General features: G+C 39.4%; 11 protein-coding genes. 4 read left to right on the forward strand and 7 right to left on the reverse strand.

All coding sequences use genetic code 11. The features are described 5' to 3' along the window. The first annotated feature begins 211 nt into the window (after positions 1-211). A complete protein-coding gene (locus B9T36_RS18580) occupies positions 212-499 on the forward strand; it encodes an alpha/beta fold hydrolase (protein WP_416202569.1) in 288 nt (95 codons plus the stop codon). Positions 500-619: 120 nt separating this feature from the next. On the opposite strand, the gene B9T36_RS18585 is transcribed toward B9T36_RS18580, so the two are convergent. Then, on the reverse strand, positions 620-2,749 hold the full coding sequence (locus B9T36_RS18585) for a TonB-dependent siderophore receptor (RefSeq protein WP_086210906.1): 2,130 nt from the start codon (positions 2,747-2,749) through the stop codon (positions 620-622). Between the two features lie 421 nt (positions 2,750-3,170). Here B9T36_RS18585 and B9T36_RS18590 point away from each other — a divergent pair, with 421 nt between their 5' ends. Further along, the gene (locus B9T36_RS18590) at positions 3,171-5,264 is read left to right on the forward strand and encodes a TonB-dependent siderophore receptor (RefSeq protein WP_086210907.1); all 2,094 of its coding nucleotides are present in this window, start codon (positions 3,171-3,173) and stop codon (positions 5,262-5,264) included. A gap of 85 nt (positions 5,265-5,349) precedes the next feature. Here B9T36_RS18590 and B9T36_RS18595 read toward each other — a convergent pair whose 3' ends face one another. The 3 genes from B9T36_RS18595 to B9T36_RS18605 all read right to left on the reverse strand — a co-directional run bounded on the left by B9T36_RS18595 (position 5,350) and on the right by B9T36_RS18605 (position 7,043). Next, a complete protein-coding gene (locus B9T36_RS18595; protein ID WP_086210908.1) occupies positions 5,350-6,090 on the reverse strand; it encodes an SDR family NAD(P)-dependent oxidoreductase in 741 nt (246 codons plus the stop codon). A gap of 17 nt (positions 6,091-6,107) precedes the next feature. Further along, positions 6,108-6,392, reverse strand: coding sequence for a YciI family protein (locus B9T36_RS18600; RefSeq protein ID WP_162900280.1), 285 nt, complete (start codon positions 6,390-6,392; stop codon positions 6,108-6,110). Positions 6,393-6,485: 93 nt separating this feature from the next. Further along, positions 6,486-7,043 carry an NAD(P)H-dependent oxidoreductase gene (locus tag B9T36_RS18605; protein WP_086210910.1) on the reverse strand — a complete coding sequence of 186 codons (558 nt, stop codon included), beginning with the start codon at positions 7,041-7,043 and terminating at the stop codon, positions 6,486-6,488. A 182-nt stretch (positions 7,044-7,225) separates the two neighbouring features. Between B9T36_RS18605 and B9T36_RS18610 the strand changes: the two genes are divergently transcribed. Next, entirely contained in the window at positions 7,226-8,125 is a 900-nt protein-coding gene (locus tag B9T36_RS18610) for a LysR family transcriptional regulator (protein WP_086210911.1), read from the forward strand. Positions 8,126-8,177: 52 nt separating this feature from the next. Here the strand turns inward: B9T36_RS18610 and B9T36_RS18615 are convergent, their stop codons facing one another. After that, a complete protein-coding gene (locus B9T36_RS18615; RefSeq protein ID WP_086210912.1) occupies positions 8,178-8,597 on the reverse strand; it encodes a MerR family transcriptional regulator in 420 nt (139 codons plus the stop codon). Positions 8,598-8,802: 205 nt separating this feature from the next. Continuing rightward, positions 8,803-9,687, reverse strand: a complete 885-nt coding sequence (locus B9T36_RS18620; RefSeq protein ID WP_086210939.1) for a hypothetical protein — start codon at positions 9,685-9,687, stop codon at positions 8,803-8,805. 622 nt (positions 9,688-10,309) lie between these two features. On the opposite strand from B9T36_RS18620, the gene B9T36_RS18625 reads away from it, so the two are divergent. After that, entirely contained in the window at positions 10,310-11,563 is a 1,254-nt protein-coding gene (locus B9T36_RS18625) for a saccharopine dehydrogenase family protein (protein WP_416202570.1), read from the forward strand. Between the two features lie 219 nt (positions 11,564-11,782). On the opposite strand, the gene B9T36_RS18630 is transcribed toward B9T36_RS18625, so the two are convergent. Next, the gene (locus tag B9T36_RS18630; protein WP_086210914.1) at positions 11,783-11,896 is read right to left on the reverse strand and encodes a hypothetical protein; all 114 of its coding nucleotides are present in this window, start codon (positions 11,894-11,896) and stop codon (positions 11,783-11,785) included. Between the last annotated feature and the right edge of the window lie 94 nt (positions 11,897-11,990).

Raw genomic sequence — 11,990 nt, forward strand, 5'->3', positions numbered from 1 at the left:
GTAAGATGAGTATAGTTCATGATGCAACTTTGACTTTGGTCGGTCGGAAGCAAAATGCTAGCTCATCTTGCTTCTTTCCAATAATTTAATCTCTGTTGCACTTCATTTGAGAATCTAAGAAATATTTAAAGGTTTAAGTTCAACGGCTATTCGGAAAACCTTGCACCCTTCAAATAATTACAATGATAGGCTGATACATAAGATTCAGAAAATGGGACAGCATTTAGGCTATGACACCTTTGTGAGACAGTCTCTGCTGAATAGAAATGAGCAGGATACAACAAAAATTTTATGCCCCACTTTGATTATTTACAGTGAGCAAGACCAAATCCGTTCAGCAGATGAAGCCAACGAATTACATCAACAAATAAAGGGTTCCGACTTGGCTGTGATTGAAAATACGGGGCACATGATACCTATGGAACAGCCCAAAGCATTGACACAGGTTGTTTTGAAATGGCTCAATCGTGATTACCTTTCAAGTCAGTTCGAAAAATAATTGACCTATCAATATAATAGAGACTGAAAAGAGCCCTTTAGTAAAGTCTAAGACAATTCATCATCAGATAAAAAAGGCATATTGTGGAATATGCCTTTTTTATTTACTTAAACGTATTTCTTAAAAATTCACAGTCCATGAAAACTGCGCTGTACGTGGTGTGCCCAGAAATAAATAATCATCCCCGAAGAAGCTTCCTGCATCGCGCCAGTATTTTTTATTGAACAGGTTGTCCACGTTCAGACGCAGCATATTTTCATAACCATAAGCACGGAAGTTATAAGCTGCACCCGCATCGAATACGGTATAGCCTGAAACTTTAACCGTACCCGTTTTATTGGCGTATTTACTGCTGCTGTATTGCATACCTGCAAGTAAACGTAAGCCCTCGACTTGAGGCATTTGGTAAGACACATGACTGGCAAAACGTAGCTTTGGTACGTTTTGGGTCTGATGCCCTGCATATTCATTTGCTTGTACATCTTCTAAACGTGAACGGGTCAGTGCCAACGTCGATGTCATATCTAGATTCTCAGCAACACGACCTTGCAATCCCAATTCCAAACCTAAGTTGTGTTGTTCACCATCGGTGACATAATTACTAGCACTATTGGTATATTGATTGTCTTGTCTTAAATCGAATAATGCCGCTGTGAACAACATCGTTTGCCATTGCTGTTTAAGGCCCAACTCGTACTGAGTTGAATGTCTTGGCGCTAAGGTAGCATAAGCATTATTGGCATACCACGGCGCTTGACTACCATCGCTTATCCCTTTTGCATAAGAAGCATAAAGATGAGTATTTTGCCAAGGCTGGTACATCAGAGCGAGTTGCGGTAAGAAACGATTAAAGTCGGTCTCGCGAATATTGTTACCATCCGCAGCATAGGCACTTTCATTTAAATGTAAAAGCTTACCGCCCAACAAAACTGACCATGCATCATTCAATTTGATTTGATCTAGTAGGTTTAAAGCAGTTTGTTGACTATCCAATGATTTGTAATGATTACCTAAGGCTTTATCTGTAGGTGTATAGGTAATAGGATCATGATCAATATTTCCTGAACCTATCCATTCATTGATTGCATCATACTGAGTATGACGTTTGTAAGCATGTGACAACTCTAAACTCAGGCTATGTTGCCATGCTCCAGTGCTGAATTTTCCGTTCAAACCTGTTTTAAATTGATTGGTGAGATAACTGTCATCTGGGCTGCGGAAATCATAAATGTCATAGTTACCCTGTTGGTCAAAGGTATAGGCAAAAGCAGAGTAATCATCTACGATCACACGGCTTTGTGAAGCTGACAGATTGCTACTCCAGTTATCATTGATTTGATAACTATATTTAAGACTCGTATTTAGACTTTCATTGGTGATCGGTTTGCTCCAGCTTTGATAACCCAGCAAACGATCCCATTCCACTCCTGTCGGTACAGTTTCACCACCCAATAGCTGATAGCCCGGTACCGAACGCTGTTTTTGACGCTGTGATTCAATATCAAATTCGAGTTTTGAACGATCTGAAATTTTCCAGTCTAAAGCCAAGGAACCAAACAAACGTATACCGTCAGCATGTTCAACATAGGGATGAATGTCTTCATACGCTGCATTCACACGATAACCAAACTGTTGATTGTCTCCAAGCCATCCACCAAAGTCTGTTGCCACACGACTACCGCCATGACTATCTGCTTCAAGAGTTAAAGATTGGACATCTTTGGGGCGTTTACTTACATAATTCACGACTCCACCTGGGGTCGACATCCCACTTTGAATCGCGCTCATGCCTTTGAGTATTTCGACTTGCTCTTTATTTTCAAGCGCTACATTTTGCTCACCACGAAGCAAATTACCGTTCAGTAAATAACTTGATCCGGCATTTAGGCTAAATCCCCGCATTACAAAGTTTGCATAGTAGCCAATCGGTGCATAGCCATCACCAACAGATGCATCGTTTTTTACTACATCGCTGAGTGTTTTCGCATGTTGATCTGCTATCAGTTCAGCAGTAACGGTGTTAATAGATGCAGGAATGGCTGCAAGGTTTTGCTGGGCAAAACCAGACAAATTAACTTTGGGTTGATAATACGCAGCTGGTTCAGCTTGAGCAGTCGCTGTTATGGTTGCAAGTTGTGCCACATCACTGTCTTCTGCCGCATGTACCCATACCGAGTTCAGCCCTAGACATGAAAATGAACCAACCGCCAGTAATGCTTTTTGTAAACGAGAAAAAGGATACGTTTTCACAGTAGTTGCTAACCCCAAAAAATAATATTACAGCCCAAGTTTTGCGGCTTGAGTATTCACAATTTTCTTAGAATGAACAAGCACATTATTCAACATATCTCAGCTTTTTAAATAATTTTGAAATAACCTTAAAAATAAAAATCTCATACAGCTTTTAGTCTGGCCTTAAGGTCTACAAGAAATATACGACTTGACAACGTCATCTGTAATCTGAGTAAACCTGAATTTTGGCTCAGGCATTAAATAAATGGCTAAGAATGAAATGAAAAATTAAACCCATTTTTTTAATTGTGTCATGATGAATATTTATTTCTATACTTTTTGATTTATTTCATTTTTTTAGAGATTAAACCAATATTGCTAACACAAACCCAATAAAATGTTATAACATAACAATACAACATCTAAACTACGCTCCATCATGATGAATAAATTTACACTTCTTTCTTCCAGTTTATATTTAAGCCTATTAAGTTCTTTTACATGGGCTGAAACCTCTACAGAAGTACTCAAGACCATCCAATTGCAAGCCGAAACTGAAGATGAAAGCTTGCAACAAAGTACCGCAATGACTAAGTTTTCTCATGACATTTTAGACGTACCTTTCAGTCGAAGTTTGTTATCTAAAGCTCTAATTCAACAACAAGATGTACAGCGTATTGATGACGCACTAACACAAGTAAGTGGTGTTTATAATCAAACCAATTATGGTGGCGGATTTTGGGATAACTTCTCATTCAGAGGTTTTAGTACAGACCCAAATATTGGGGCACAAATTATAAGAAATGGCCTAAGTGTCAACCGTGGACTCAGTGCGCCGCGAGACATGGTGAATATTGAATCACTCGACTTTTTAAAAGGCCCTATGGCCGCTTTATATGGTCGCGGGGAAGCTGGTGGTTTACTCAATATCAACACCAAAAAACCGCAGTGGGAAAGCTCTTCAGAAGTTAATTTACGTGCTAACAGTTTAGAAAAGTATCGTGCCAGTTTTGAACATACTAGCCCAATAAATGATGCTGTGGCTTATCGTATTGCGGTAGCACATGAAGATAATCAAAGTTTTCGTGATCATGTGCACAGTGAGCGTTGGTTTTTCTCCCCTCAACTTACATGGAAAATTTCAGATTCGACCCAATTGGACTTTGATAGCGAATTTACCCGACAAGATGGAACTTTTGATCGTGGTGTGAGCAGTTATCAAAAACAATTTGTGATGGACCCAAAAACCTTTACAGGCGAACCTGATGATGGTGATCATATTCAAAAAGATCATTTTTATCAGCTTCGACTTGCGCATCAGTTTAATGATGACTGGAAAATGAATAATGCACTCAGCGTAAAAGATACTCAACTCAAAGGATTTTCCAGTGAACCTCGTCGTATTCAGAGTGATGGACGGACATTAGAACGTCAACGTCGCTATCGTGACAATAAAAGTGATGATGTTCTCTTTCAAACGGAGCTACTTGGGAAAATCCAACAAGGCTGGGCACGCCATGAAGTACTTTTGAGCACTGAACTTGGGCAAATGAAGTACCGTCAATTACAACTGCGTCGAAACCACAGCAGTAGCGTGCCAAATAGCATTGATATCTATGATCCAAATTATGGACAGTATTCGCCAGAGCTTCCACTTTTCATTAATACCGAAGAACAGCAACGCTATTTTGCACTGAATTTACAAGATCAAATTTTTCTGAATGATCAATGGAGTGTGCTGTTCGGTGCGCGTTTTGATCACATTAGCCAAGATTTTCAAAATAAACTTGCACATACATCCAACCAACAAGACTTGCAACAAACCAGTCCACGCTTGGGGTTGAATTACCGACTGAATGATCGTTGGTCATGGTACGCCAACTACGGAAAATCCTTTGCCCTCAACAGTGGAATGGACAAAAATGGCAATGTTTTTAATCCTGAAAAAGGCAAAAGCTATGAAATTGGTGGGAAATATCAAATAAACCCACAAAGTTTAATCAGTTTAGCCCTGTTTAAAATGGATAAAGAAAATGTACTGACTACCGATCCAACAGATAGTAGTTATCAGATCACCGCTGGAGAAGTATCTAGTAAAGGCTTAGAGTTCGATATTGAAACCCAACTGAGTGATCGACTCTCTGTCCGTGCAAATTATAGCTATACAGATGCACAAGTGGAAAAAGACCAGAGCCTTGTTAAAGGTTCGAGGTTGAGTAATGTGCCAAAACATAGTGGTTCTGTGAGTAGCAACTACGAATGGGATCTTGCCAATGCAGACAAAGTTGGAGTTGGCGCAACGGCAGTCTATGTTGGTAAACGTAGTGGACACAGTACAGATAATGGCTTCAACTTACCTGAATATACGTTACTCAACTTAAACGCTTACTATGCCCCATCAGATCAGCTACGTTATCAGCTCAATGTGCATAATCTTTTAGATGAAACTTACTATGTCGCAAGCTATAGCGATATGTGGATTCAACCAGGCGATCCTTTAAATGCATCGCTCTCGGTGCAATGGAGGTTTTAAGAGCCAAAACCAGACATGATCTATGCTAGATCATGTCTGGTTTCTCAGTCATTTTTATAGATTTGAGGCTAAATAAATTGATTCACTAAGCTGTAAAACCACCATCTACAGCATACTCAGCGCCAGTCACAAAACTGGCTTCATCTGATGCTAAAAATGCAACGACCGAAGCAACATCATCAGGTTGACCAAAATACCCCAACGGAATCATTTGGCTGACTTTATCAATATGGGCCTGAGATTCTTCAAAAGATAAATCCGCTTTTTCATAAATTGGGCTATCAATTGGGCCAACTGAAACAGCATTTACTCGAATTTTTTCTACAGCCAACTCTCTTGCCAAAGACTTTGTGATTGCTGAAAGTGCTGCCTTACTGGCCGAATATAGAGCCATGTTTGCAAGTGGTCGTTGGCTGACCGAAGAGCCAATATTGATGACGCTTCCTTTGGACTCCCGCAATAAATCTAAACTTTGACGAATAAACTCCACAGGACCACGAACATTGATATGAAAAATAGCATCAAAAGATAAAATATCTAAGTTTTCGATACTTGCAACGGGAGCAACACCTGCATTATTCACTAAAATATCCAAGCGACCAAAGCGGTGTTTAAGCTCAGCAATCGTGTTTGAAATGTCTTCCAAACATGCAATATCACCAACGACATAGTCAATATTTTGATGTTGACTTGTTTCAACTAAAGGCGCACGTGTTCGTCCCATAATCAAAACTTTTGCCCCTTCATTGGCTAAACGTTCAGCAATTTTTCGACCGATGCCAGAGCCGCCTCCCGTGACCAAAGCGACTTTATTCATTAGCTTCATTTTTATGTTCCATGGTATTATTTAAAAAGATGAAAATCTTTTGCAATTTTTAATGGAGAAAACTCTTCTATTTCATAGTTCGCACACCGATGTTTAACATAAGGGTCTAGTGCCTCAATCCGCTCTAATTCATCTTGATTTTCAGCTTGGGCAATAATAACCCCAGCACTGTTTTTTGAGAGATTTCGACCAAAAGTCAAAAAGACTTTATTGTCAAATTGCTGATTTAAAAATTCAATGTGTTGAGCATGGTATTGCTCGCTGATCTCACCGAGATCAACAGAAACATGGATTAAATACATTTGAACCATTTCCAAAAAATTAAAGCATAAGTATCAATTTAAAGTGCTGAGTAAAATCATGCCGTAAAGGCTGAATAACTGAATATTTACATCTCAATATAAGTTTTCAATTTGGCGCACTAAACGTTGTGCATGTTCCTGCGCGGCCATAGTCTGTTGCTGTAAACCATCTTCATCGCCACGTGCAAGATAGCTAACACCTGTTGTATAGACTGGTGCTTGTATGTCTAAATTGCATAATGCAGCAAGACTGTCGAAGGGTGCCAATAGCGTTTCAAGTGAGTGTTGCATGATTGCATTTGGCGCATAAGCAACTTCGGGAGCTCCCGTGGTAAAGGACAAAATCAATTGCTTACCGCCCAATTTCGCATTTGAGCCATGAGAAAAACCATGTAGAAAAACCTGATCTAGCCATTTTTTAAGCAGTGCTGGTAATGCATACCAATGAAATGGAAACTGCCACACAATGATGTCCGCAGCTAACAGTGCTTGTTGTTCAAGCTCAATATCGAAAACTTCATCTGGGTAAAGTTCATCTAACTTACGAATTTTTGCATGAGGGAGTGCAGTTGTTACGTGATTGAGAATGGCTGTATTCGCAACCGAATCTTGTAAATTGGGATGTCCTGAAATTACGAGTATTTTTTTCATCATATTTACCTTTAGAAAATTAAGCCTGCTGTTGAGACGCATACAATGCTTGTCTTAACCAGATTACCACTTAAGCCCACATCGGGTTGAACATGAATGAATGGTAGTCAGAAAAATTGTGATTGATAAGGTAGGTAATTGGTACTACATTAGTATCTAAAAGTTAATAGTTGTGCATTGATATGAATGGCTCAATTTATAATTATTTGGTTGTATTCCATGCCATCGTCAATGAGGGAAGTTTAGCTGCAGCTGCACGGCAGCTTGAAACTGCCCCACCTGCTGTCAGTAAGTCCTTAAAACTACTTGAGCAAACTATAGGCTTACCCTTATTTAATCGCACCACACGTCATTTGGAGCTTACAGAAGCGGGACAACATCTGTTTCAAAACACACAAGAACCAATTAAAGCGTTAACAATCGCGCTAGAAAGTGTTCAAGACTTAAAGAGTGAACCTGCTGGTATTGTGCGAATCACAACAGCTCGTTATGCCTATCTAAGTGTTTTACAGCCCTATTTAGGTGAGTTCTATCAACGATACCCACGTATTCAACTTGAAATTGCGATTAACGATGGAACGGTCAACGTTTCAAAAGAGGGCTATGATCTAGGTATTCGCTTTGGAAATAAAATTGAAGAACATGTGGTAGCACGTCAAATTTTACCCAAACAAACTCAAGGATTATTCGCATCAAAACATTATCTTGAACAGCATGGAGTTCCGCAAAAACCTGTAGATTTAAAACAACATCAGTTAATCGGCTATCGTTTTACAACAGCGAATACGCTTTCTCCATTGCTTTTACAAGAAGATGGAAAAGAAATTAGTGTTGAAATGCCTGTCTCTTTCATTGCTAATGATATAGAAGTCAATATGGATGCAATTCGGCAAGGTATCGGTATCGGTCGAATTTTTTTAATAAATTTAAAACAACAGCCTGATCAAGAAAACTTTATTCCTGTGCTCAAGCCATACTGGAGAACATTCCCTCCTGTTTATCTCTACTATTTACAAAATAGTCAAAAGTCTAAACGTGTAAGGACGCTCATTGATTTTTTACTGGAAAAAAATACCGCTTAAAAAAACGCTCTCCTTATCTGTGCTTTCGCTTTTTCATTATTTAAGTGTTCAACTAAGCCTCACTTTCAGATTCGGCATAGTATGTATTAAGTAGTCGGTGTGCATTTTCTTCGCAGCTTAAGTCTCGGGGCTTATTTTGTATCGAATCAATCAGGATCAGTAAGTTCTTTTTATTTTCAGCCAACATTTTTTGCATTTTTACAATTTCTTGTACTTTGTCCTTCAAGGTCTGAATCAATTTTTCATGATTCCAGTTAGCAATATTTGCAGGGATCAACGATTTGATCTCTTCTAAGGAAAAGCCAACTTGTTGTGCCTGCCTGATCAAATACAATTGTTTTAAATCCTCTTCTGAATATTGACGGTAACCATTCGATAAACGCTTAGGTTTAGGCAATAACTGGATTTGCTCATAATAGCGAATTGTAGGCGTACTCAACCCACTCAGTTTCGACAACTCACTAATATTCATACGAAATACCCTCTTTATATTCAAGTGAACTTGAAGCCTGTGATATACAAAAATCAATCATATTTAAGCATGCGGTAGAGAATAAAGAAAAATACCAGTGAGTTTATTCACGGACTGATATTTCTCACGATGATGACTTTTACACCCTCTTTTAGTCAGGACATAAGCAACTATTTTATGCTATGTGACGTTTGCTCTCTTAGACTTAAACCAAAGCTTTTGCACGGCGTTGCATACGATGACGATATTGCTTAGTACGTTTGCTCATTGCAAGTTGCTGTAAAATCAATGCCCAAAATGGTGATACTCTAGGGTTCGGTTTCTTACCTTGACTCAATTTGCGTAGCTGAAACTTTACAGTTGACAAGTTGGCAACCGAAGCGAGTGCCTTGTTTTCCCACTCTATTGGTTTGAGTTCAGGGGCAAGATTTTGACCTAGTTTCCACGCATTAGGTAAATTTGGCTCTAAGGCAAGCGCAGTCCCAATCCCCACCATTTCTACACCACTTTGTATGACCTGCTCAGCCACAGGCTGACGACGAATTCCCCCTGTGACCATAATCGGCATTCGAGCGATTTTACGAATTTCTGTAGCAAATTCTAAAAAGTAAGCTTCACGTGCAAGCGTTCTTCCATCACGGGCTTGGCCTTGCATTGCAGGGGCCTCGTAACTACCACCAGAAAGTTCAACCAAATCCACAGCAAGCTCATTCAACATTTCAACCACTTGCTTGGCATCGTCTGCACTAAAGCCACCACGCTGAAAGTCGGCCGAGTTAAGTTTTACCGCAACTGCAAATTGATCAGACACAACTGCACGTACCGCTTTCACAATTTCGAGTAAAATTCGAGCACGGTTTTCCAATGAACCACCCCACTGATCTTGGCGTTGGTTACTGAGTGGTGATAGAAATTGACTGAGTAAATAGCCATGTGCAGCATGAATTTCTACCCAAGTATGATAAAGATTAAATAAATCTTGTGATGGTGCTTGCTCTAAAGTTGCCATGTTCTCTTCCATTGCCGCTTTAGCAAGGCGGTTTGGAATCGTTGTCCCATTGGGTAGGGTTAATGCATCAAATATGTTCATCATGATCACCTCTTTTGATCTGATAACTACTTTAAGGTTAAAGTTAACTTTAATGTCAAGTGATTTTTATGCACTCTCAAAATAAAATGAGCAATCTTTAGGTCACCCATAGTTAAAGTGGATTTTGCATCTAGATACTAAATTTTTGGATTAGCTTTGCATAATGACCAATAATTCAAAGTCAAAGATTTCAGGATCACGGTCAACATTCCCTGAAAATACTTGAATACACGTTTAATCTCTCATTTTTATGGGCACAGCCATGTTATTTATTACATTTTGATGGGTAACGAATATCTAAGAATGTAATGCCTCCCTGTCTTACTGACATCATTGGCCTCTGCTTAAAGCAGTACTTAAGATCCAGCATATCTATTGTTAATGACATAGCATACTGTCAGAAAAAAGAAAGGTTATATTGAAATGTCAGCATGTGAAAATCTTTTCTAATGCTGTGATTCATGTAAAAGGTTGCGAATAAATAGCAATTTTATGTCTGTAAATATTTACACCTTTCCCGACTTGACATTCAAGTTCACTTAAAGCTTATAGTATTTATAGCAAACACAGGTGTACTACCGACCTTAAGCATGATTCCATGAGGAGTTTCTCCATGACGGCAATAAAAAACAAAAAATATGATTTGGTGGTATTTGGTGCAACCAGCTTCGTTGGACAAATTTTGACAACTTACCTAAGTGACTACCTCTCAATGCAAGGTGAGTCAGCTGAACAAATTCAGTGGGCAATCGCTGGCCGGTCATCAAGCAAACTCAATGCGTTAAAAAATAAGCTTGGTGAAAAAGCACAAAATTTGGACATTATGATTGCAGATGTCAATGATACTGACGCAATTCACACGCTATGTGAACAAACCCGTGTGGTTGTTTCAACCGTAGGTCCTTATGCACTTTACGGTGAACCGATGATCAAGGCCTGTGTTGAAACAGGTACAGACTATTGTGACCTTACGGGTGAAACACAATGGATTAAAAAAATGATCGACAAGTATCAAAGCCAAGCCGAACACTCTGGAGCACGGATTGTACATTGTTGCGGTTTTGATTCTGTCCCTTCTGATATGGGCGTGTATTTTTTACAACAGCAAGCACAGCAACTTTGGCATGCCCCAGCGACCAACGTCAAAATGCGAGTGAAAGTTTTAAAAGGCGGCGCTTCTGGCGGAACGGTGGCCAGTTTAATCAATGTCATACAAGAAGCCGCAGCTGATCCTGCACTACGCAAAGCTTTAGTGAACCCGTACCTCCTTGTGCCACAAAATCATACACTCAGTGCACGTCAACACTATGTAAAATCGGCTGAGTTTGACAGCGATTTTGATGCATGGATTGCCCCCTTTGTTATGTCTGCTGTTAATGAACGGGTTGTGCACCGTTCAAATGCACTTGCAAACAATGCCTATGGGGCAAACTTTAGCTATAACGAAGCCATGCTGACAGGCCAAGGTTGGAATGGTCGTGTCAAAGCTTATAGCTTGGTCGCAGGATTAGGTGCATTCATGCTTGCAGCGGTTACCAAGCCTGTCAGTAAATTGATGGAGCGCTATATGCTCCCAAAATCAGGCGAAGGCCCGACACCCGAGCAACAACGCTCTGGCCGTTTTGATTTACGATTTATTGGCAAGTCAGATGCAGGACAAAGTCTTCGAATCAAAGTCACAGGCGACCGTGATCCAGGTTATGGGTCAACAGGAAAAATGTTGGGGCAAGCAGCATTAAGTTTAGTTTTGGATCATCATAAAAATGGCGAGAAAACGGGACGAAATGGCGGTTTTTGGACCCCTGCAACGATGTTTGATGAGCGCTATGTTGAACGCTTAAAACAGCATGCAGGTATTGGCTTTGAAGTGATTTAAGTCTTTATCAACTCATTGATAGAAAAGTATGTAAGGCGCATCATGCATTTTAAATACACAGTGTTATGTATTTAGCTGATGATGATTAAAATGCAGACTACAAATAGAAAAGAATGAAGCAACACAGGCCTCATTCTTTTTTGTTGAATCTTAAAAAATATCTGTTTGAACATCATACAAAGCATTTTTTGTTGCGCCTTTGCATCGTGATGTTTAGCTTTACTTTAGAACATATTCCCAAATAATGAATCCGAGAAAAAATCCAAGAAATGAATATAAAGTAATGATAAAGAATACAAACCAAGCTTTATTTTTTTTCAGTAAAAAGTTCATTTCCAATACCTCAACGCTTTATCTATATTTGTTATTCTAAGGTTTAGGCTATAAATGGACAGATACAGTTCTTTATGAAAAAAATATAACAGAC

This window comes from Acinetobacter sp. ANC 4204 (genome assembly GCF_002135205.1).
Classification (GTDB): domain Bacteria; phylum Pseudomonadota; class Gammaproteobacteria; order Pseudomonadales; family Moraxellaceae; genus Acinetobacter.

Excerpts from the sequence above, each read along its gene's own strand:
- B9T36_RS18610 (WP_086210911.1), top strand. The coding sequence starts at position 7,226 with ATGAATGGCTCAATTTATAATTATTTGGTTGTATTCCATGCCATCGTC.
- B9T36_RS18630 (WP_086210914.1), bottom strand. The coding sequence starts at position 11,896 with ATGAACTTTTTACTGAAAAAAAATAAAGCTTGGTTTGTATTCTTTATC.
- B9T36_RS18615 (WP_086210912.1), bottom strand. The coding sequence starts at position 8,597 with ATGAATATTAGTGAGTTGTCGAAACTGAGTGGGTTGAGTACGCCTACA.
- B9T36_RS18580 (WP_416202569.1), top strand. The coding sequence starts at position 212 with ATGGGACAGCATTTAGGCTATGACACCTTTGTGAGACAGTCTCTGCTG.
- B9T36_RS18600 (WP_162900280.1), bottom strand. The coding sequence starts at position 6,392 with ATGTATTTAATCCATGTTTCTGTTGATCTCGGTGAGATCAGCGAGCAA.
- B9T36_RS18605 (WP_086210910.1), bottom strand. The coding sequence starts at position 7,043 with ATGAAAAAAATACTCGTAATTTCAGGACATCCCAATTTACAAGATTCG.
- B9T36_RS18590 (WP_086210907.1), top strand. The coding sequence starts at position 3,171 with ATGATGAATAAATTTACACTTCTTTCTTCCAGTTTATATTTAAGCCTA.
- B9T36_RS18595 (WP_086210908.1), bottom strand. The coding sequence starts at position 6,090 with ATGAAGCTAATGAATAAAGTCGCTTTGGTCACGGGAGGCGGCTCTGGC.
- B9T36_RS18620 (WP_086210939.1), bottom strand. The coding sequence starts at position 9,687 with ATGAACATATTTGATGCATTAACCCTACCCAATGGGACAACGATTCCA.